Below are 20,241 nucleotides of genomic sequence, written 5' to 3'. Positions count from 1 at the left end.
GAGAGGGAGTCGGTTCGGGGTCGACGGTCAGGGCTGGGAGCGTGCGGCGCGCCGGCGTCGGTAGTTCGCTGCGGCGGCCCTGCCCCCGCAGCGGCGCATCGAACACCAGCGCCGCCGCCCGGAGGGCGAACGGTCGAGGAACAGCGTCGCGCAGCCGTCGCTGTCGCAGGCCCGGACGCGACCGAGATCCGGCCCGGTGAGCAGGTTGATCGCGTCGCGGGCGATGACGGAGAGCGCGGCGCCCGCGTCGGGTTCCGGGACCGGGGTCCGTGTCCGGCCCCCCGGGCCGAGCAGGAACACCGGTGTCGGACGCCGGCCCGCCGCGTTGATCAGCCGGATGTCCTCGGGGGTGGGCGGCCGGCTGGCGATCAGACCGCGGGTGGTCTCGTTCACCGCCCCCCGCAGGTCACGTGCGGCGAGCAGGTCCGGCTCGGTGAGTCCGCCGGCGGCGGCCGGCAGCCCCTGTTCCTCGAACCAGCCGGTCAGCTCCGCCGGGGTGGCGAGCAGCTCGACGCGGCGCCCCGGCCAGTCGCGCACGGTCGCGACGAAGTCGAGACAGAGACTGCCCGCCCCCCGGTCGAACTCGGTCATCGTGCCGGACGTGAGCATCGGACGACCTCCTCGGGTAACGACGATCTCCGCGTGCTCCGCGTGTAACGATGATCTCCGCGGGTGAAGATGATCTTCTTGGGTAACGCTGCGTACGAAGATCACTGCAGTGCTACCGACCCGCCCTCGTCACCCCATCATGGGTTGACGAGGCCCCCTGCAGAGGGACGTTAGCACGAGAGTCTATGGAGGCGTGGGCTGATCGTCGCGGCGGGCGTCACCGGTTGATCTCTTGGTGATCCTCCTCGGTGGCGCGTCGCACCTGCCTCACCCGCGGCGCTGTGCGGTGCGGGGGAGTCCGACCGGCCGGTGCCGTCGACGCGGGCCCGGAGCGGACGGCGGGCCTGGAGCGCGGGATCGTCGGATGCGCACCGAGGGCCCCTGGGGGCGATGGGAGCCGACGGATCCGCCGGAGGTGACGGTGCTGTTCGCGGTGCTGGCCGAGCCGTGGTGGATCGCGGGTGGCTACGCGATTCAAAGCGCGGTCGGCCGGGGTCTCCGTGAGCACGGAGATATCGACGTGGCCGTCCTGCGGCGCGGGACGGTTACTGGGAAGGCCGGTGTGACCGGCGGGTCCGCCGTACGGTCGCAGCGCTGAGGAACGTCACCCCGGACGGCATTCTCTACCTCGCCCCCTATCTCGCCCCCGAGGTGCAGTTGTTCTACAAGGCGGCGGCACTGCAGCCGAAGGGCGAGCGCGACCTGGTCGCGGCGCCGCCGGTCCTCACCGCGGCGCGGCGCCGATGGCTCGTTGACGCGCTCGCCTTCGCGCATCCCGGACATCCATGGTGCGACCGCCTTTCGCCGTCACGGCATTAGGTGNGGGGACGGGCCGGTGGGGCGTCTTCGGGGTGCAGTGCACGACCCGGGTCTTCATTCATTTGTTCGTGATTGTCCGGCTCGGCCGCCGACGGGCTTTCCGGGCATGGCGGGGGCCGCCGGGGCCCGGCCAGGACCCTCGCACCACCCGGCCTGGTGCTGTGACGCCGGCCTGGTGCCGCAGCACCGATCCCTGGTGCTGGCGACCGCCAGGCGTCCGGCTGGCTGCTTGCGGTCAAGAAGGCCCGACGCGATTCCCGGTCGCAAGGTTGCTCCGGTGTGGGGGAATGTGACCTGGACTACGAGCCGAATGGCCGGCCGGTGCGATGCCGACCGGCCCGGCCGAGGGGGGAATTGTGACCCGCGCGACGCGGACACATTGTCCCTGCCTTAATGGGTGTGACCGGTGTTACGAATCGCAGCGATTGTGAGCGCCATTACTGTGGGCCGGGTCATAGCGGCTGTCCGGAAGTGTCGGACTGCAGTCCAGATCACGTCCACGGCGCTGTCGAAAGTCGCCCAGCGGGCGCACAATGGAAGCCGGAGGGTGACAGTGGCCCACCCTCCCGTGGCAATAACTTCAAGGAGTTCTTCATGCGTACCCAGAATTCCGTTGTTTCCTCCCTGCGTACGTCGCTCACCTCGCACCGTGCTGCGCGGGCCCAGCGTCGCGAAGTGGCGATGCTGCTGTCCGACCCCGAGCTCTCGCCGTCCACCCGTCAGGAGATGGTGGCGATCCTCACCCGCGACGAGGACGTTCGGACTTCCGTCGCCGTTCCGTCGCAGCGGCGCGGGGGGGCGTCGCNCGAGCACGCCGACGCGGGGTCGTTCCGCTCCGCCTGAGCACTCCGCCTGAGCGCTGCGCCGGAGAAGGCCCACCGTCAGGCCCGACCTCGCTTTTCCGGTTCTCCGTTCCTCCCGGTAGCCCGCCGCGGACCGCGGCCTGCTTCCGTCCGGGAGTCGCGGCATCACGAAGCCTCCGTGGATCCCCTCCGCCGCGGAGGCTTCCTCTTTCCTGCGGTGCACATCGTCAGATTTCCTGCGGTGCACATCGTCAGACGGCCGACCAGCCGCCGTCGACGCTCAGCGTCGCCCCGTGAATGTTGGCGGCGTCGTCGCCGGCGAGGAACACCACCGCGCGGCCGATCTCCGCCGGCCTGCTGGGTCGCCGCGAGGGCGCCCGCGCGACCAGGGGCGCGATGCGGTCGGCGTACTGCTCGATGCGGCGGGTCAGCGTGGGGCCGGGTGCGACGGTGTTCACCCGCACGCCCGCCGGACCGTACTCGGCGGCCCACGACTTCGTCAGCGAGTGCACGGCCGCCTTCGTCGCGCTGTACAGGGCCGACCCGCCCATCCCGACCAGGCCGTTGATGGAGCCGATGTTGATGACGGCTCCGCTGCCGCGGGCCGCCATGGCGGGTGCGACGACGCCGGTGAGCAGGAACGTCGCCGTGACGTTGAGGGCGAGCGCGGCGGTGATGAATGCCTCGCCCACCTCCGCGGTGGGCTTCGGCGAGATGATCATAGCCGCGTTGTTGACGAGGATGTCCGGCACGCCACCGACGGCGTCGCGGGCGGCGTCGGCGAGCGCCTGCACGGCGGGCGCACCGGCGGCGAGGTCGGCGGGGACGAACGTGGCCCGCCCACCGGCCGCGCAGATCGCCCGGGTGACCTCGGCGCCGCGCCCGGCGTCACGACCGCTGACCACCACGTGGGCACCGGCTGCGGCGAGCTCGGCGGCGATCGCCGCGCCGATGCCGTCGGTCGAGCCGGTGACGAGAGCGCTGCGTCCGGCCAGGGGTGTGATCGACATTCGGGGTTCCTTCCGGCGGTGGTCTGCTCCACCGCTGCAGGTCGTGGGCGTCGGCTGGTGCGCGGCCCAATCTGCCCGGGATAAACTGGACCCGCAAGTCCAGAAATGGCTGGCGGGAGGAGCGGACGTGCCGACCAGGCTGACGTCGAAGGGCAGCGCGACCCGGCAACGGATCATCGAGGGGGCGGCGGCCGAGATCCGCGAGCGCGGGGTCATGGCGACCACGCTGGACGACGTCCGCGCCCGCACCGGCACCAGCAAGAGCCAGCTCTTCCACTACTTCCCGACCGGCAAGGAGGAGCTACTGCTGGCCGTGGCCCGCTTCGAGGCCGACCGGGTCCTCGCCGACCAGCAGCCCCAGCTCGGCGAGCTCACCTCGTGGCCGGCGTGGCTCGTGTGGCGGGACAAGGTCGTCGCCCGCTACCGCGAGCAGGGGCGGCACTGCCCGCTGAGCGTCCTGGTGTCGCAGCTCGGGCGGAGCACCCCCGGCGCTCAGGCGGTCGTCACGGAGCTGATGAACCAGTGGCAGGCGCAGATCGCCACCGGCATCCGCGCGATGGCGCGGGCAGGCGAGATCTCCCCGCTGCTGGACGCCGAGCGCCACGCCGCGGCGCTGATCGCCGGCATTCAGGGCGGCGTGCTCATGCTGCTGTCCACCGGCAGCACCACCCATCTCGAGGCGGCCCTCGACGTCGCCATCGACGCGCTACGCCGCCCCTGACCCCCGCTGGATGTCGGCCAGGTGATGGATCCCCTCGTGCAGCGCGTTGCGGAGCAGCCAGCGGGCGGTGCGTTCCTCGCCGGGTAGGCGCGCCACCGTCCGTTCCCAGTCCTGCGGCTCGACCCGGCCGGCTTCGTCGCGCAGGCCCTGAGCGTTGGCGGCGAGCTCGGCCAGCACCGCCGCCGGGTCGAGCTCGTTGTAGCGGAACCGGCGGGCGCGCAGGTCGTTGAGCATCGGCTCGACGACGGGCCGGACCTCGGTGCGGGCCCGGTGCAGCCGGATGGTGGAGGTCGCGAGGACGTCCCGCAGGTGGCAGGCGTACTCGAGGACGGACCACGTGCCGGGCGAGAGCCGTTGCCGCAGCAGATCGGGGCCGGCGGCGGTGACGGCCTGCGCCACCCGCGCCGGCAGCGTCGCGAGTTCCGCCAGGACATCGTCCACGGTGCGCGTCGGGTAGGAGAAGCCGCAGTCGGCGCACGCGTGCGTCTCGCCCACCAGTGCGGGCGGGCCGGTCGGGTGCCCCGCTGACGGATAACTGATCATCACGCCATCGTAGGCGGCGCACGGGGCCCACCGGCCGGCGAGAGATCGCCGCCGACCGGCCGAGGCGGTGCCCATGGCGGCGGCCCGGGAGGGGGCCGGGGGAGGCCCGATGGGACTCGATCGCTAAAGAATGTAGTGAATTATGCGCATCGCTCGACACTGCGCCCGTCGACGGGAAATGCTGGCCCTCGCGCTACAGCTACAGGTGGGAGGCGGCGGTGACGACGGAATCGACGACGACCGCGGGCGAGACGACCGCGGGCGAGACGGCGGCGGGCGAGACGGCGGCGGGCGAGGCGGCGGCGGACAAGGCGGCGGCGGGCGAGGCGGCGGCGGACCGGTCGGTGGTGGCCGAGGGGCCGGTGCTGCTCGACGTGGGCGGCGACGGCGTCGGGGTGGTGACGCTGAACCGGCCGGAGCGGCGCAACGGCTGGAACCCCGAGATGGAGAACCGGTACTTCGACGTCCTCGCGCAGGCCGATCGCGACCCGGCGATCCGCGTGCTGATCGTCACCGGCGCGGGCACCACGTTCTGCCCGGGGGTCGACACCGGCCGGCTCGGCCAGATCGCCGGCAAGCCGATGGACACCACCGGCCGCCGCTCACCGGTGCGGGCCTGGTCGGTGCGCAAGCCCATGATCGCCGCTGTCAACGGGGCCTGCGCCGGCATGGGCCTGGTCCAGGCCCTGCTGTGCGACGTGCGGTTCGCCGCCCGCGGTGCGCGGTTCACCACCGCCTTCGCCCGCCGCGGGCTGGCCGGCGAGTTCGGCATCACCTGGCTGCTGCCCCGCCTCATCGGGCAGGAACGGGCGGCGGACCTGCTGCTGTCGTCGCGGGTGTTCGACGCCGACGAGGCCCGCGAGCTCGGCGTCGTCACCCGGGTCGTGGAGCCCGCGCAGCTCCTGCCCGCCGCGCGCGCCTATGCCGCGGACATCGCGGCGAACTGCTCGCCGGTGTCGCTGGCGCTGATCCGCCACCAGCTGCGCACGGACAGCACCGGCGAGCTCGACGCGGCGCTCGGCCGCACCTACCGGGCGATGGCCGCCGCCGCCGTCGGCCCGGACTTCCGCGAGGGCATCGACAGCTTCCTGGCGAAGCGTCCCGCGTCGTTCCCCCCGCTCGCCGACGACCTCGACCCGGCCGCGATCACCGGCGCCCCCCTGCCCGAGCTGGACTTCGACCCGTCCGGCGCCGTGAGCCGGTCCTGACCAGCAGAAGGAGACCCCGATGACGGCCACGGTGCACATCGACATGTCTGGCAAGGTCGCGCTGGTCACCGGCGGCGGCTACGGGATGGGACGGGCCTCGGCCCGGCGGTTCGCCGAGTGCGGCGCGGCGGTGGTCGTCGCCGACATCAACCCGGACACGGGGGCGGAGACGGTCGAGCTGATCCGGGCCGCGGGTGGGCAGGCGACGTTCGTCCACGCCGACGTCGGTGAGCCGGACGCCGTGCGGGACATGGTCGACCGCANCGTCGCCACCTACGGGGGCCTGGACTACGCCCACAACAACGCCGGCATCGTCGAGTCCCAGGACCCGGTCGTCAGCTACCCGGAACAGCTCTGGGAGCGGATCCTGCGCACCAACCTGACCAGCGTCTTCCTGTGCCTGAAGTACGAGATCCCGCGGATGCTGGAGCGCGGCGGCGGGGCCATCGTCAACGTGGCGTCGGAGTCCACCTACAAGGGCAACGTCGCCGACATCGGCTACACGGCCAGCAAGCACGGCGTGGTGGGCCTGACCACGGCCGCCGCCCTGCAGTACGCCCGGCGCAACATCCGGGTCAACGCCGTGGCGCCCGGCAACGTGGACACCGGCATCGTCGAGCGGGCCCGCCAGTACCTGACGCCGGAGCAGTTGCGGGCGATGGAGCAGGCCCAGCCGATCCGCCGGCTCAGCCGCCCCGAGGAGATCGCCGAGGTCGTCGTCTGGCTGTGCTCGGACGCCGCCGTGCTCGTCAACGCCGCCAGGATCGCCGCGGACACCGGCTGGCACGTCGCCTGACCGAACGCCGGGCGGCGCCGCCGACGTTGCCGCGGCGCCGCCCGGCGAACAGCGTCAGCGCCAGGTCCAGTGCGGCTCGCGCTTCTCCAGGTAGGCGCGGCGAGCCTCCCCGGCGTCGTCGAGGCGGCTGACCCGCGCGGTGTAGTCCTGCTCCAGCCGGTAGCCCTCGTCGAGGGGGAGGTCCTCGACCCGGTTCATCGACTCCTTGGACAGCCGCAGCGCCAGCGGGCTCTTCGCCGCGACCTCCGCGGCCAGGGCGCGCGCGGTGGCGGCGAGCTCCGCGCGGGGCACCAACGCGGCGGCGGCGCCGAGCCGGTAGAACTCGGCCGCGGGCACGCGCCGGCCCGTCAGCGCCATCTCGCGGGTCTTCATCGGCCCGACGAGGCGCTGCACGTGCCGGGTGCCACCGAGGACGCCCACGTCGATCTCCGGCAGGGAGAAGAACGCCTCCTCGGCGAGGACCACCAGGTCGCAGCAGCCGACCAGGGCGGCCCCGGCGCCGACGCACGCGCCGCCGACCGCCGCGACGACCGGCAGCCCGCCGTCGCGGATGCCGGCGAGGCAGCCGCGCACGACGGAGCCGGGATCGATCAGGTCGGTCAGGCTCTCCTCGGGCAGCAGCTCCCGGCGGGTGTAGCGGCGTTCGGACTCGGTGATGTCGGCGCCGGCGCAGAAGACACGCTCGAAGTCCGAGGCGAGGATCGCGACGGCGGCCTCATCCCCCCGACCGAGCTCGGTGAACACCTGCCCGATCTCGCGCATCATCGGCGCGCTCAGCGCGTTGCGCGGGGGGCGGGCGAGCGTGACCGTGGCGATGCGGTCAGCGATCTCGACCCGGACGAACTTGGGTTCTTCCACCGCCGGGGCTCCTTCGGGTGACGGGCGAATGTTTAAACGATATGACTATCGGAGGGGTGCGTGCGACGCGAACGGCCCGGTGACGACGCAAGCGGGAGGACACCATGACGATGGGACGCGCGGNGACGACCTGGCCGGGAGCGCGGCGGTGACGGCGCCCGCCGCCGCGGGACGCCTCGCCGGCAAGGTCGCCTTCATCACCGGAATCGCCCGCGGGCAGGGCCGCTCCCACGCGGTCGCGCTCGCCCGCGAGGGCGCGGACATCATCGGCATCGACCGGGCCGCCGACGTCGCGACGATGGGCTACCCGCTGGGCACCGCCGACGAGCTCGCCGAGACCGTCGCCCTGGTCGAGAAGGCCGGCCGGCGGATCATCGCCCGGGTGGGCGACGTGCGCGACCGGGCGGCGATCGTGGATCTGCTCGCCACCGGCGTGCGCGAACTCGGCGGTCTGGACATCGTCGTGGCGAGCGCCGGAATCTCCCCGCCCGCGCGCCGGCTGTGGGAGATCCCGCCGGAGCAGTGGGACGACGTGATCGGCATCAACCTCACCGGCGTCTTCCACACCCTCGCCGCGTCCGTCCCGCACCTGCTCGCCGGGCGCAGGGGCGGGTCGATCATCGTCATCAGCTCGGGCGCGGCGCTCAACCGCGTCCCGAACCTGTCCGACTACGTCACCACGAAGAACGGCGTGATCGGGATGGCGATGTCACTGGCCAACGAGGTGGCCCACCGCCAGATCCGGGTGAACGTCATCGCACCGGGCACGGTGAACACCCCGATGGTCACCGAGAACACCCAGCAGTTCCACCTGTTCCGCCCGGACCTGCCGAACCCGACGGTGGACGACTGCCGGGAGGGCTTCGCCGCGTCGATGCCGATGGGCCGGCCGTGGCTCGAACCCGAGGACATCTCGCAGGCCGTGGTGTTCCTGTCCAGCGACGAGGCCCGCTGGATCAGTGGCGTCGTCCTGCCCGTCGACCAGGGCAACACCAACCGTCGCTACTGACCCGGCTGCTCTGCCTGACCCGCCTGCCCTGCCTGACCCGGCCGGGTTCGGGCGGGCCGCACGAGGTTGACGGTCTCGAAGACCGCCCGCAGCCCGCCGTCGGCGCCGTAGAGCTCGCCGCGGCCGAGGATCCGTCCCCGGGCCGCCTGCGGAGTGTGGACCCGGTAGAGGTGCCAGTCGCGGACGTCGAGGTCGTCGAGGTAGGTGACGGTCTGCGTGAGGACCACCGCCTGCAGCTCGGCGCGGGGTGGCAGCGGTATCCCGCCGTGGAGCATCCCGTCGGCGATGGCGAGCGTTTCCACGGTGTGCGCGATCAGGNCCCGCCAGAAGGTCGGGTCCTCCGGGGCGTCGGCGATGCGGGTCCACAGGTCGAGCTGGCGTGGCGCCCGGCGCGGCATGATCGCCGCCTCCCAGGGCAGCAGCGCGCGGCGGACGGGTTCGGCGTCGGCCGGGCGTCCGAGGTCCGCGGCGGGGGAGTCGAACCGGTGCAAGTCGGGGGCGTCCCCGGTGAGCATCACCTGCGCCCGGCTGAGCTGGTCGCCGCCCTGGCGCAGGGACAGGGCGAACGACTCCACCGACCGGCCTCCGGCGAGCCGCTCCACGTCGATCTCCAGCGGCAGGTCGGCGCGGCCGCCATGGATGAAGACCGTCTGCAGGGTGTGCAGCCGCTTGCCGGACGCCAGCCGCTCGGCGAGGACGACCTGCTGGCCGAGCTGCTGCGCGCCGAGGACACCCCCGTGCCCGCTCGGCACGCACCGCGCCGCCNTCGTGGGCAGCGCCGGCGTCAGGTCGAGCACCCGCAGCAGCTCCGGGAGGGTGAACAACGTCTGCACCCAGTCCGGCTCGTAGCGCGCAGCGGCCACGTCAGCGGCGGCGAGATCGTGCCCGCCGCCGGCCTGCGCAGCGACGATGATCTCGTTCGTGAGCTCTGCCACGTCGATGTCCTCGCCCTCTGCCGCCCGACCCGGCGCCTTACTCCCATGAATACCGGGGGACACCGTCGGCGGAGTCGTCGAGTGGCTGAGTGCACACGGAAAATGATCAGCGGTTGCCGTCCGGTTCACGACGGTTCGTGCACGATGTCCCCCGGAGACGGCATGCTCTCGCGCAGATGGACATCCGGGCGCTAGGCGGACATCCGGGCGCCAGGTGGACATCCGGGCGGACGTGCGCAGGATCGCCGGGTCCGGAAGGCCGGGACAGGACGAGGACGGAACGAGGGGCGAGGCATGCCGACCACTCGGACGCTGAAGACGCTGAACACCGTGCACCGGGCTCTCGTGAAGGTCACCCGTGGCCGGCTCGGCTGGCGGGCGGGCGGGATGCCCGTCCTGGAACTGACCACCACGGGCCGCCGCAGCGGCCACCCCCACACCCTCCTGGTGACCTCGCCGCTGCGCGAGGGATCGACCATCGTCCTGGTTGCGTCGCGGGCAGGCGATGACCGTCATCCGGACTGGTTCCTGAATGTCTGTGCGAACCCGGAGGTGACGGTGCGAGCCGGGGGCGGCCCGTGGCGGCCGATGCGGGCCCGGGCGGCCACCCCGGCGGAGCGCGAACGACTGTGGCCGCGCGTCATCGCCGACAACCGCTGGTACAGGGGCTACCAGTCGAGGACGGACCGGGTGATCCCGCTGGTCCTGCTGGAACCGAGCTGATCGACCGGCCGAACCGTACGCTGCCCGGGGTTCCGGTGGACAGCGTGAGACCGAGGGAGTGAGGAAGGTTCTCCACACCGACAACCCGCGCTGGACCGTGGCCGACGTGCCCGATCAGCGTGGACGCACGGCCATCGTCACCGGCGCCAACTCCGGCCTCGGCTTCGAGACGGCGAGGGTGCTCGCCGAGCATGGCGCCACCGTCATCCTGGTCTGCCGCGACGCGGCGCGGGCCCGACTGGCCGCGGCGCGCATCCGGGTCGGCATTCCCGCGTCGGATGTCCGGGTGGAACAGCTGGATCTGGCCTCCCTTGCCTCCGTGCGCTCGGCGGCCGAGCGGATCCGGGCGGCACACCCGCGCCTGGATCTGCTCATCAACAACGCCGGGGTCATGTGTCCGCCCCCGGGGCGCACCGAGGACGGCTTCGAGCCGACGTTCGGCATCAATCATCTCGGTCACTTCGCCCTGACCGGCCTGCTGCTCGACCGGCTGGTGGCGACGGCGGGATCGCGGATTGTCACCGTGAGCAGCCTCGTTCACCGGTACGGGCGGATCGACGTCGATCACCTGCGCCGGCTGCCGTCGGGCGAGCGGCCGGGCGGTCGCAGGCGCTCCCGTCGGCCCTACCCGGATTCGAAGCTCGCCAACGTGATGTTCACCTTCGAGCTGCAACGCCGCCTTGCGCAGGCCGGCGGGTCGACCATCGCGGTGGCCGCGCATCCGGGCATCGCCCGGACCGAACTGGGCCGCGGTCTCACGCCCGCGGCCCGGGTGTTCCTGGGCGCGCGCATGGCACCGGTGATGTCCTGGCTCATCCAGGGTCCGCGGGTCGGCGCGTTGGCGACGGTCCGGGCCGCGGTCGATCCGGGTGCCCGCGGCGGCGAGTACTACGGCCCCGGCGGACTGCTGGGCAGCACCGGTCTGCCCGTCGTCACCGAGGCCAGCGCGCGCGCTGCGGACGTCCGCCGGCAGCGCCGGCTGTGGGAGGAGTCCGAGCGGCTCACCGGAGTCACCTACGACCTGCGCGAACCGGCCCGGCCNCCCACCACCTCGCCCGCACGCCCGTCGCTCGTCTCACCGTGACGTCCTCCCCCGCCCGACCAGGCGTCCTACCACCGCACAGTCCGCTGGAGCTTCGANCTATCTGGTTGGTGATTTTGCTGCTTTGAAGATCAGGGTGCACGCAAGAATCCCGGAGCTGCCGGCGGTGATGGCGGACCTCGTGTCGTCGAACGCAAAGATTTCGAAGGAGACTATGACCGCGGTGAGTAGCAGGAGAAGTGTGCCGCAGATTCTGGCGCGTTTCCTGGTGTCCAACCGTTTGGCCATCCTTACGAAGCCGGGCCTCGTGGGTGCGAACTGTTCCTCGCTCTTGTTCCCTGAAAGAGGAGGGAGAGTCCGAACGCGCAGTGCATGGAGCCCAGAAGGAGCTCATGTCGAATCACGAGCACGATGCAGCCGTAAACTGCCATCGGTACGCCCAGTGATATGAACAGATGTGGCCGCGATCGTCTCATCTCATTCCGAGGCCCAGTCGACGGGCGGCTGGCTGCTCGCCTGTGCCAACGGATGTGGGTGGGCGTCGCCTTGCGTCATGGGTCTCCGATACTCGTCCGCGGCTGCCGGCAGCCAAAGGTGAAAATAATGCACCTAGGTTGGTGATTGTATTCGCGTCCGCGCCGGTCTGTGGCCGGTGCGCCACTCTGCGCGCAGTGGCAGCCGTGGGACGATCTGCCGCGATGCCGGTGGCCGAAAGCAGCGGACTCAGATCTCCTCGGGCGCCTCGTCAAGGAGCGTGTCCTGGAGGTACAGCGGTACCAGCGACTCCCGCAGCGCCGATGTGGTGCGCCGGATCCGATCGTGGATCGCCAACTGTTCGTCCAGTGCGCCCATCGCCGCGCCGATGCGCCGCTGCCGGTCGGTGTCCGGAAGGAGGAGCGGCAGGGCGCGCATGGTCGCGGCGGTCAGCGATCGAACGGTCGAGCCGCCGGCATTGCCGACCAGCCACCGCTGTACGCGGGGATGTCCCAGATAAAAGACCAGATAGCTCGGGTCGAGGGACGCGTCCGGTCGCAGACGCAGGCAGGACNTGCCGAGCAACCAGCCGTCGTGCTCCTCGGTCACCAGCCCNCACCGGCCGATCTCGCCGGTTCTGGTACATACGACGTCGCCCGGTGCCAGCAGGTAACGATCCAGCGTCTCGGCCACTGACGGATCGACGAAGTCGAGGTGATCCCGCACGATCCGGTTCTCGCTGATGTTCCTCGGCTTGATGACGGGAACATCGGAGGAGTTCCCTCCCCCGGAGCTCACCGCGCCGGAAGGGCCGGCGAGCACGTCGCACACCTCACCCAACTGGCACCGGCTCCAACCGGCGGGAGTCCCGTAGAGCAGATCGGCGGCGGTATCTATCTGACGTTCCGCCCGCTCGTGCGAGTCGATCGACCGCTGTAGCAGGTTGCGTAGGCTGTGGCGCAGGTCATCGGCGTCGGCCCGGTTCCGATNGAGATCGACGGGAGCCGAGGCGGCGATCAGATAGCGGCCGGGATTCAGCACGTATCCGTCGTCTCGTAGCCGATCTCGGGCCACGGCCCGCGACAGCACGTCACCCGAGGTGAACGTCGATCGATCGCGGTACGCCGCCGTGATGCGCTCCAGATCCTCCTCGCGCAGGACCCGATGGTTGCGGCCGTCCATGGTGCCGGCCGCGTGAGCGTCAACGAAGAAGACATCGTCGTCACCGTCCGACCCCCGACCCCGCAGCAGCCAGAGCGTCACGGCGATCGCGGTGGAGTGGAACAGTTGAGGTGGCAGCGCGATGACGGCATCGACCACACCGTCCTCGACCATGGCGGCCCGGATGGCCCGCTCCCGGGAGTTCTCGGATGATCCGGCGCCGTGGGGCATGAGGACGGCGGCACGGCCGCCCTCGGTGAGCAGGGCCAAGGCGTGCTGCAGCCAGGCGAAGTTCGCGTTGTGTCGCGGCGGAATGCCATATCGCCAGCGCAGGTCACCGACGTGGTAACCGTCAGTCCAGTCCGACATGTTGAACGGTGGATTGGTCAGCACCAGATCGAAGCGCCGCTGTGTGTCCCAGCGGTACAGGGGCGGCTCGACCCGCACCTCGCGGGTAGCGATGTCGTGCAGCGTCAGGTTCATCCCCGCGAGCCATCCCAGGTGGCCAACCGTGCCACCGCTGACCTTCAGCTTCGCGGGCGCTCCGCACCGGGTCCGGACATGGTCGACGGCGCCTACGAGGAACTCGCCCAGATGACAGAATGGATCATGAATTCGCTCGCCGCCGATCGGGTTCGTCAGGCGAACTGCCAACCGAACCACCGAGTCCGGCGTGAGATGCCCCCGCCGGCCGTCGGCAGCCGCGAACCGGGACAGCAGATCATCGGCGAGCCAGCCGGCGATCGGCGCGTCTCGGATGCCATCCGGCCCCGACGACGGATCCAGACGATCTAGGATCTGGATGGCCGTCGCCAGATCTGCGTGGTCGGCAGAGGGCCCGCCAGTGGTCCACGCATGCCGCGGCAGCGGTTCATGCCCGCCTGCCAACAGCGCGCTGTTGACCAGATCATCCGCTCGTCGGGGCAGGTCACGGTCGGGGGCGTACCTGAGTTCCCTGAGCTCCGACCATCGTGACGCGTCGTGAAAGCGGAGGTAGAGCAGCCCGAAAGCCAACATCGACGCCTCGGTCCCATTGATCCCGCCGAAGTTGCGGTAGGCTGCGAACGCCCGCCAGAGCCGTCGACCGGTATCCGGGGGANGGGCGACCCGCTCGGGCGATCCCAGGTTTCGACGGAACCGGATCCCATAGGTGATCCCCGCATCCTCAGTAGGCTGTCGATCTTTTTCCGCAACGATCCGATGATCGAGCCAGGCGGCTACCTCTGGGGCGGGGTAGACCTCCCGTCCCATACGCCGTTCGGCCGCGGGAAAATCCGGATGCCGACGTCTCCAGTTGCTGACCGCCGCCGGTTTCACCTCGGCGAGCCGGGCGATCTCGGCGGCCGTGACGAGGCGCACGGATCCGGTCACTGCGCACCGAAGTCCCATCCGGGCGTGCACTGTTTGATCGGAGCTTCAGGTGGCCCGCCTCTACTACGCGGTCCGTAAGACCCATCCCGGTGGTCAGAACCGTACATGATCGTCCCCACTCCAGATTCCGTCCCGGCGGGCCAGGATCTCGGGTATGCGATCAAGCAGCTCGACCTCTCGCACTGCCTCGGGCGACAGGTAGCCCAGCAGGCGGTAGATCTTCGCGCGGTCGGCGCCGAGATCCCGGTGATGGATCGGTTCGTAGTGCATGACCCGGTTTCGGAGATAGAGCATCGTCACCAGATTTCGGTGCAACTNATCGCGCCTTCCCGTGTAGTACGGGAACGCCTGGTGGAGAGCCGGGACCCACAGCGTCCGGTCGTACGACCTGCCGCGGCTCAGCAGCGCGACCCAGAAGCCGAATGTCAGGGCGGNGACGACATCGTCGGAAGTCGGCGGTCGGGTGTTTGCCCGGCGGAGCTTGTCACCGGCCTGCCTGACCTTACGAGCGTCCTCGTCGGCAAGTTTCGCGACGGACCACCAGTCGGGTCGCCCATAGTGCGTGCAGAGCCGGCCGTGCAGCGCGTTCCGCAGCCCTATCTCCAGGCAGTGCAAGGGCCCGTAGAAAGCAGCGGAGACCGCCGCGTTCCACCAGTAGAGGCGTATCGCCGCGTCCGACGAACCGTCGGTCGCATGCAAGTAGGAACGCAGTCGTGGGGGCGAAAGCAGGCGGTGGATCCAGTCAGGTTGTTCGGTGATCATGGAACACTCCCGCGGATCGACGGCTCGCGGCCGGGCGGTGCTTGGTAGAGTGGACCTCGTAGGCCCCGGGCACGCCTCTGCTATGCATGCCGCCCGGGGCACGGCTTTTTTGGGCGCGTTGGGCAGCCTCGACGGCCCACTGCGGCGCCTTCGCTGCGCGTGGCTGGTGTCGGTGTTCGCTTCGGGCCGAACCTGCGCACTCCGTCCGACGTATGCAGATTACGGACGCCACACTCGTTCGTCAAGCGCAGTGCACTGCGCTCGGAAGGACTGTTAACACCTACGAGGCTGGGCGCCGGCGACCGAGGGCCGCTGCGGCGACGCGGCAGAGCGACGCGGCCACGTGGCGAGATCCACCGGGGGTGTCCGCAGACGGTGCTCGGTCAGGTGCCCTCGGCGCTGGGGCCACATGCTCGTTGCCGGCACCGGCGGATCCAGAAGAGGATCACCGCGGTGACGAGAATGACGGCGGGGGCGAGGCCGGGATCCTCGACTTCGTCGCCGACAACACCGGCTGTCAGCTCGGCGGCGCCAGCGAAGAGCGCGGCGACAACTCCGCCGATCAGGTGCTCGCGGGCGCCACCGGTTGCGGGTTGCAAGGAGCGTTCGAGCGTGCCACNGGCGGCGTACTCGGCGGTCCGCCGGGCTCGGCGGCGGCGCACGGGGCCGAGCCGCGAGCCGTCCATCCAGGCGATGTAAAGCCCCCGCAAGGAGGTGGACTGCGCCTCCCACTGCGTCCAGGCGCCGTCCACCGCGGACAGGGCATCGCGCAGTTCCGGGGGCGGGACAGCGGGCTCGCGACGAGGTCCGGCCACTGTCCGCACGAGGTGGCTCACAAGGCGACATTACGCGCGCTCGGTGGAGGCAGGTGTATCTGTCGGGAGTCTGGTCGCCGAGCGCCGGAGGCAGTTTCCAGGTCCAGTACCAGGCCACGTGGCTCAACTCGGCCACCCCGCCGTTTATCAGTCCGTGGCTGGATCAGAAGGGGACCTCGGTGGTACTTTCCGTTGCCATACGCCGGCAGGCGTCGGTTTGATGACGCTTCCGCCGACGTGCGGCCGGAGCCCCGCCAACGCCGTGTGTGCGACTGAGCGTGCGCCACGAACACCGAAGGGACGTGCTGAGGCGAGACGGNGACCGGTGTGCCCCCGGTCTGTGGAATCGGCCTGCTGGACGATGACCGTCCAGCAGGCCGCTCTGGACGGACGACTTCCTCGCGAAGCTACAGCGCTGCGTACACCGCTACCGTCGGGCCCGGAGGATTTCCCGTGTGCCGCGCGCCCGGGTGAGCATCTCTCTTGCGAGTGGGCGCTGGGACGGGCCGGGTGCCGTGCACGCCCCGGCGGGCGCTACCGGTCGACGGACAGCATCTGGATCGGCATCTGCATGGTCGGTGAATCGAGGGCCGCCGCTCGACCATCCGGTGACGGCTTTCCCGGCCGAGTTCGAGGGGCCGTCGCATGGCGGCTCCCACCCCCGAATGGCATATCGTCTGCCGATATCGGCAGACGTAAGTTTGCCGCGTGCCGNGGAGGGGTGGCCATGAGCGTGCCGTCGACAGCGATGCCGCAGGAGTTGCAGCGGCGGTTGGGGATGTTCGACGCGGTGATGATCGGCCTGGGGGCGATGATCGGCGCGGGGGTCTTCGCCGCGGTGGGACCGGCGGCGCAGGCGGCCGGATCCGGGCTGCTGCTCGGGCTGGCCTTCGCCGCAGTGGTCGCCTACTGCAACGCGACGTCGTCCGCACGGTTGGCAGNCTGCTATCCGGCCTCGGGCGGCACTTACGTTTACGGCCGTGAACGGCTCGGTGTCTTCTGGGGCTATCTGGCCGGGTGGGCTTTCGTCGTCGGAAAGACCGCTTCCTGTGCGGCGATGGCTCTCACCGTCGGCTTCTACGTCTGGCCAGGCCAGGCCCATGCGGTGGCGGTGGTGGCGGTGGTGGCGCTGACCGCGGTGAACTACGTCGGGGTACAGAAGTCCGCCTGGCTCACCCGTGTGATCGTCGCGGTCGTCCTGACCGTGCTCGCCGCGGTGGTGGTCGCCGCCGTCACCTCGGCCACGTCGGACGCTGCCCGGTTGNACATCGGCGCGGACGCCACGTTCGGCGGGGTGCTTCAGGCGGCTGGCCTGCTGTTCTTCGCGTTCGCGGGATACGCCCGCGTCGCCACCCTCGGCGAGGAGGTCCGTGACCCGGCCCGAACCATCCCCCGCGCCATCCCGACCGCCCTCGGCATCACCTTGGCCGTCTATGCCGCTGTGGCGGTCGGGGCCCTGATGGTGTTGGGTCCCCAGCGGCTGGCGGAGGCCACCGCGCCGCTGTCGGACACGGTGCGCGCCGCAGGCGTCGGCTGGCTGGCGCCGATCGTCCGGGGCGGTGCGGCGGTCGCCGCGCTGGGTTCCCTGCTCGCGCTGATTCTCGGGGTTTCGCGCACCACCCTGGCGATGGCCCGTGACCGGCACCTGCCTCATGCCCTGGCTGCGGTCCATCCCCGGTTCGCGGTGCCGCACCGTGCTGAGCTTCTGATCGGCGCTGTGGTGGCGGTCCTCACCGCGACCACGGACGTGCGTGGGGCGATCGGTTTCTCCTCCTTCGGCGTGCTGGGCTACTACGCCATCGCCAACGCGAGTGCCTGGACCCTCACCCCGGACGAAGGGCGTCCACCGCGCGTCGTGCCCGCGGTCGGGCTCGCCGGCTGCCTGACCCTGGCCTTCGCCCTGCCACTGTCCTCGGTGGTCTCCGGGGCCACGGTGCTCGTCGTCGGCGCCGCCGCCTACGGCATTCGCCGGATCACCATCGCCCAGACGCGGACATAGAGCCCCACCCGACGCGCAGGCACCCGACGCGCAGGCACCCGACGCGCAGGCACCCGACGTGCGGGCACCCGACGGGGCCTCCTTGCACAGGAACGCTGCGTCACCCCGTCCAGTGGACTCGGCGCGACGCCAATCTCTGGCGCCGTCNGGGAGAAGTGTCGCGGCCGAGGACCTCACGGGCCAGCTCCGCCAACGCTCTACGATCTTCAGCCAAAGCACGCTTCCCGGCCTCGGTCGCCCGGTACATTCGCCGGGTGCGTCCGTCAATCACCCGCTGCTCGGAAGCCAACAGACCGTCGGCTTCCAGCCGGTGCAGCGTCGGATACAGCGTGCCGGGGCTGATGTGATGGCCGTGCCGGGCCAGCTCCTCGGTCATCCACGCACCGTGGATCTCCTGTTCGGCCGCGTGATGAAGGATGTGCAGCCGCACCGCGCCTCGCTGGAACTCCCGCACCCCACCCGCCTCCACGCCGCCGGCCCGGCAGTGATGAAACCGATATCGGAATCCGAGTGTACGGTGGCCGGTTTGCTGGCGATGTGATGATCAGAAACGCAGACTGAAGCGATCACGATCATCTTTGCGCTGTGTGCTGGCGGCGTTGACCGGATCGCACTGCTTTACGGGGCCGAGGGGCGGCGGAATGGTGCTGGGCGGGACACGCCGAGCAGGACCGCGAGGCTGGTGAATCCATCCGTTCGGGCGTGCAGCCCAGCGGCGACGAGTGCGTCCGAACCGATCTGGCGGCCTACCTTGAGACGGCTGCAGGCCACGATCTCGTTCCCGACGAAACCCACCAGGCCGGGTGTGATCAGAGCGGCCGTGGGNGTGGGCATGNGTGCCGAGATCATGACCTTGACCGGTGTGCATGTCTCGGCGGTAGCCGGAAACGATCAATGCGGTGTGACGGCGGCTGCCACCGTGTCGCACCTGGCTATCAGTAGCACCTTGCCGAGTAACCCCGCGAGTGCAGTCCACGGAGATGAGGTGGTGGCGCGGATTCATGGTGCGCGCCACCACCTCCGTGGGCGTCAGACCTTGGTGAGCAGGGTCTGCATGGTCGTGATCTGGGTGTTCTGGGTGTTCTGGATATTCTCGGCGAGTCGTTTCGCCGGTGTGTAAAGTCCGTCGCGGGTTTCCGTCTTCGCCATGGTGATGGCACCTCGATGATGCGCGATCATCATGGTGAGGAACATTTTGTCGAAGGCGGGTCCGGTCCCCATCTTCAATCTCGCCATGTCATCGTCGCTCATCATGCCGGCCATGGGCCCGCCCGGCATCATCCCGGTCATGGTGCCGCCCGGCATCATGGTGGTCGAGCCGTGGTCACCCATACCGTGCCCGGAACCGCTGTCNCCGCCGGGGGGCACTGTGGGCTGCTTCCAGGCGTTGAGCCACCCGACCATGGTGGCGATTTCCGGGGCCTGCGCCGCGCGGATCTGGCGGGCGAGGGTTTTCACCTCCGGGTGACTGGCGCGGGTTTCGGCCAGATCGGCCATGTCGATGGCCTGTCGGTGGTGGGGGATCATGTTCTGGGCGAAGGTGACGTCGGCGGCGTTGTGATCGGCGGCACCGGTGCTCGTGCTGCCGTTGCTTCCGTCGTTGCCGCAGGCGGTGAGAACGATCGCGGCCAGGGCCGCCGCGATGAGCAGTGTCAGTCGTCTCATGCTGGTTCCTCGTCTGCCGGAGGTCTGTAGTCCNAAGAAGTTCGGCGCACGTCGCAGGAGCCCGGGTGGCCCGGGCAGGACGTGTCGGTCTACAGACGGAGCACGCAGAGCGAGGCGAGTGAGGGTCGGTGGAGCAACGAGCGATCTGGGGGCGCCCGCCCGCGGTGGGGGGACGCTGCGCGTAGGACTGCACGTCTCACCGACGTCGAGGAGAGCAGCCGGGTGAGCAGCAACGCGATGACCAGCAGGAGCGTCAGGCGGAGAAACGCCAGGCACATCGCACCACCGTGCCCGTCGTGATCCATCTCTGTTGCGGGCGGTGTCATGACGTGCCGTGGATCGGGGTGGCTCACCGGCAGGGCCGACGGTGGGGGGTACATGTCCGCCCCGTACATCACCGACGACCCGATCTGGNCGGTGGTGTCGGCGTGCAGGCNGTGCGCCAGGTGCGCGGACAGGCCGCCATGCATGANCAGAATGCCCAGCAGGACGGGTACGGCGAGCAGGAACAGCGGCAGCCCGGCAGCGGTGGTCTTTCCATGGGGCCGGGCGCTCACGGGTCCAGTCTGCCTGACGGGGAGCTGGTCGGCTGGCAGGCCATGGGTCCGATCCTTCTGCGCCGGGACAGGGTCAGCGGACCCGGCCGACCCAGTAGGTGGANGTGAGGTGCTGCCCGTTTCACGGACACGCGATAGTTGGACTATATCAGCTTTACGCCGCCTCCGGTATTGATGTCTGACTCGTCAGGTAGAGATGTTCGACGTGTTCCGGAGTGTGGTAGCCGAGGGTGGAGTGGAGTCGCTGCCGGTTGTAGAAGACTTCGATGTACTCGGCGATCGCACTGCGGGCGGCGCGGCGGGTGGGGTAGATTTCTCGGTAGACGAGTTCATTTTTGAGTGTGCCGAAGAAGGATTCGGC

At 70.4% G+C, this 20,241-nt stretch carries 17 protein-coding genes and 11 pseudogenes; 12 read left to right on the top strand and 16 right to left on the bottom strand.

The features are described 5' to 3' along the window. Nucleotides 1-27 precede the first annotated feature (27 nt). On the bottom strand, nucleotides 28-609 hold the full coding sequence (locus tag FF86_RS12280; RefSeq protein WP_044884866.1) for an ABATE domain-containing protein: 582 nt from the start codon (nucleotides 607-609) through the stop codon (nucleotides 28-30). Between the two features lie 364 nt (nucleotides 610-973). On the opposite strand from FF86_RS12280, the gene FF86_RS34740 reads away from it, so the two are divergent. Next, nucleotides 974-1,207, top strand: a complete 234-nt coding sequence (locus FF86_RS34740; RefSeq protein ID WP_044884867.1) for a nucleotidyltransferase domain-containing protein — start codon at nucleotides 974-976, stop codon at nucleotides 1,205-1,207. A 1,275-nt stretch (nucleotides 1,208-2,482) separates the two neighbouring features. On the opposite strand, the gene FF86_RS12270 is transcribed toward FF86_RS34740, so the two are convergent. Continuing rightward, nucleotides 2,483-3,241 (bottom strand): SDR family NAD(P)-dependent oxidoreductase, encoded by a 759-nt coding sequence (locus FF86_RS12270; protein ID WP_044884868.1) that lies wholly within the window; start codon nucleotides 3,239-3,241, stop codon nucleotides 2,483-2,485. Between the two features lie 127 nt (nucleotides 3,242-3,368). On the opposite strand from FF86_RS12270, the gene FF86_RS12265 reads away from it, so the two are divergent. Further along, nucleotides 3,369-3,962 carry a TetR/AcrR family transcriptional regulator gene (locus tag FF86_RS12265; RefSeq protein ID WP_044884869.1) on the top strand — a complete coding sequence of 198 codons (594 nt, stop codon included), beginning with the start codon at nucleotides 3,369-3,371 and terminating at the stop codon, nucleotides 3,960-3,962. On the opposite strand, the gene FF86_RS12260 is transcribed toward FF86_RS12265, so the two are convergent. Continuing rightward, the gene (locus FF86_RS12260) at nucleotides 3,948-4,505 is read right to left on the bottom strand and encodes a DinB family protein (protein ID WP_044884916.1); all 558 of its coding nucleotides are present in this window, start codon (nucleotides 4,503-4,505) and stop codon (nucleotides 3,948-3,950) included. The genes FF86_RS12265 and FF86_RS12260 overlap by 15 nt on opposite strands. 218 nt (nucleotides 4,506-4,723) lie before the next feature. Between FF86_RS12260 and FF86_RS12255 the strand changes: the two genes are divergently transcribed. The 3 genes and pseudogenes from FF86_RS12255 to FF86_RS12250 form a co-directional block, all read left to right on the top strand. After that, the gene (locus FF86_RS12255) at nucleotides 4,724-5,713 is read left to right on the top strand and encodes an enoyl-CoA hydratase-related protein (protein ID WP_063870379.1); all 990 of its coding nucleotides are present in this window, start codon (nucleotides 4,724-4,726) and stop codon (nucleotides 5,711-5,713) included. 19 nt (nucleotides 5,714-5,732) lie between these two features. Beyond that, nucleotides 5,733-5,976 (top strand): annotated as a pseudogene (locus tag FF86_RS46895) (SDR family NAD(P)-dependent oxidoreductase); the annotation flags it as partial. 1 nt (nucleotide 5,977) lies between these two features. Further along, on the top strand, nucleotides 5,978-6,509 hold a 532-nt coding region (locus FF86_RS12250), incomplete at its 5' end, for an SDR family NAD(P)-dependent oxidoreductase (protein WP_242418634.1). A gap of 54 nt (nucleotides 6,510-6,563) precedes the next feature. Here the strand turns inward: FF86_RS12250 and FF86_RS12245 are convergent. Beyond that, complete coding sequence (locus FF86_RS12245; protein WP_044884871.1) at nucleotides 6,564-7,367, bottom strand: enoyl-CoA hydratase-related protein; 804 nt, start codon at nucleotides 7,365-7,367, stop codon at nucleotides 6,564-6,566. 148 nt (nucleotides 7,368-7,515) lie between these two features. On the opposite strand from FF86_RS12245, the gene FF86_RS12240 reads away from it, so the two are divergent. Continuing rightward, nucleotides 7,516-8,376: a mycofactocin-coupled SDR family oxidoreductase gene (locus FF86_RS12240; protein ID WP_044884872.1), complete on the top strand. Its 861-nt coding sequence runs from the start codon at nucleotides 7,516-7,518 to the stop codon at nucleotides 8,374-8,376. Nucleotides 8,377-8,695: 319 nt separating this feature from the next. Here FF86_RS12240 and FF86_RS46885 read toward each other — a convergent pair. Beyond that, the coding region (locus FF86_RS46885) for an acyl-CoA thioesterase domain-containing protein (RefSeq protein WP_242418633.1) at nucleotides 8,696-9,128 on the bottom strand (433 nt) is incomplete at its 3' end. A gap of 477 nt (nucleotides 9,129-9,605) precedes the next feature. Between FF86_RS46885 and FF86_RS12230 the strand changes: the two genes are divergently transcribed. Both FF86_RS12230 and FF86_RS12225 read left to right on the top strand, forming a co-directional pair. After that, nucleotides 9,606-10,034 carry a nitroreductase/quinone reductase family protein gene (locus FF86_RS12230; protein ID WP_044884874.1) on the top strand — a complete coding sequence of 143 codons (429 nt, stop codon included), beginning with the start codon at nucleotides 9,606-9,608 and terminating at the stop codon, nucleotides 10,032-10,034. A 58-nt stretch (nucleotides 10,035-10,092) separates the two neighbouring features. Beyond that, nucleotides 10,093-11,075 (top strand): annotated as a pseudogene (locus FF86_RS12225) (oxidoreductase); the annotation flags it as partial. Between the two features lie 724 nt (nucleotides 11,076-11,799). Here the strand turns inward: FF86_RS12225 and FF86_RS46880 are convergent. From FF86_RS46880 to FF86_RS46870, 3 genes and pseudogenes are all read right to left on the bottom strand, one after another. Beyond that, nucleotides 11,800-12,124, bottom strand: a pseudogene (locus FF86_RS46880) (restriction endonuclease subunit S); the annotation flags it as partial. A gap of 42 nt (nucleotides 12,125-12,166) precedes the next feature. After that, nucleotides 12,167-12,429: pseudogene (locus tag FF86_RS46875) on the bottom strand (restriction endonuclease subunit M/S); the annotation flags it as partial. A gap of 111 nt (nucleotides 12,430-12,540) precedes the next feature. Beyond that, nucleotides 12,541-13,374 (bottom strand): N-6 DNA methylase (locus FF86_RS46870; protein ID WP_242418658.1); only part of this gene is annotated, 834 nt, incomplete at its 3' end. Here FF86_RS46870 and FF86_RS46865 point away from each other — a divergent pair. Further along, nucleotides 13,273-13,506: a hypothetical protein gene (locus FF86_RS46865; protein WP_242418669.1), complete on the top strand. Its 234-nt coding sequence runs from the start codon at nucleotides 13,273-13,275 to the stop codon at nucleotides 13,504-13,506. The genes FF86_RS46870 and FF86_RS46865 overlap by 102 nt on opposite strands. A gap of 1,011 nt (nucleotides 13,507-14,517) precedes the next feature. Here FF86_RS46865 and FF86_RS46860 read toward each other — a convergent pair. Then, nucleotides 14,518-14,844: pseudogene (locus tag FF86_RS46860) on the bottom strand (hypothetical protein); the annotation flags it as partial. 620 nt (nucleotides 14,845-15,464) lie between these two features. Continuing rightward, a pseudogene (locus FF86_RS35680) lies at nucleotides 15,465-15,659 on the bottom strand (YdeI/OmpD-associated family protein); the annotation flags it as partial. A gap of 727 nt (nucleotides 15,660-16,386) precedes the next feature. Here FF86_RS35680 and FF86_RS46855 point away from each other — a divergent pair. The 3 genes and pseudogenes from FF86_RS46855 to FF86_RS46845 form a co-directional block, all read left to right on the top strand. Next, nucleotides 16,387-16,600: pseudogene (locus FF86_RS46855) on the top strand (amino acid permease); the annotation flags it as partial. 1 nt (nucleotide 16,601) lies between these two features. Further along, nucleotides 16,602-16,923: pseudogene (locus tag FF86_RS46850) on the top strand (amino acid permease); the annotation flags it as partial. A gap of 1 nt (nucleotide 16,924) precedes the next feature. Further along, the coding region (locus tag FF86_RS46845) for an APC family permease (protein WP_242418632.1) at nucleotides 16,925-17,658 on the top strand (734 nt) is incomplete at its 5' end. A 148-nt stretch (nucleotides 17,659-17,806) separates the two neighbouring features. Here FF86_RS46845 and FF86_RS12200 read toward each other — a convergent pair. The 6 genes and pseudogenes from FF86_RS12200 to FF86_RS12180 all read right to left on the bottom strand — a co-directional run. Next, nucleotides 17,807-18,112: PadR family transcriptional regulator (locus FF86_RS12200; RefSeq protein WP_044884879.1), on the bottom strand; the 306-nt coding region annotated here is incomplete at its 3' end. A 206-nt stretch (nucleotides 18,113-18,318) separates the two neighbouring features. Continuing rightward, nucleotides 18,319-18,471: pseudogene (locus FF86_RS65905) on the bottom strand (cation transporter); the annotation flags it as partial. A 216-nt stretch (nucleotides 18,472-18,687) separates the two neighbouring features. After that, nucleotides 18,688-19,011, bottom strand: a pseudogene (locus FF86_RS46840) (DUF305 domain-containing protein); the annotation flags it as partial. Between the two features lies 1 nt (nucleotide 19,012). Further along, nucleotides 19,013-19,323 (bottom strand): DUF305 domain-containing protein (locus tag FF86_RS46835; RefSeq protein WP_242418631.1); only part of this gene is annotated, 311 nt, incomplete at its 3' end. 89 nt (nucleotides 19,324-19,412) lie between these two features. Continuing rightward, a pseudogene (locus FF86_RS65900) lies at nucleotides 19,413-19,737 on the bottom strand (hypothetical protein); the annotation flags it as partial. A 297-nt stretch (nucleotides 19,738-20,034) separates the two neighbouring features. Continuing rightward, a partial coding sequence (locus FF86_RS12180; RefSeq protein ID WP_157866945.1) for an IS3 family transposase occupies nucleotides 20,035-20,241 on the bottom strand: 207 nt, incomplete at its 5' end.

Source organism: Frankia sp. CpI1-P, assembly GCF_001421075.1.
Lineage (GTDB): Bacteria > Actinomycetota > Actinomycetes > Frankiales > Frankiaceae > Frankia > Frankia torreyi.
This window is presented reverse-complemented; position numbering and strand designations above follow the sequence as displayed.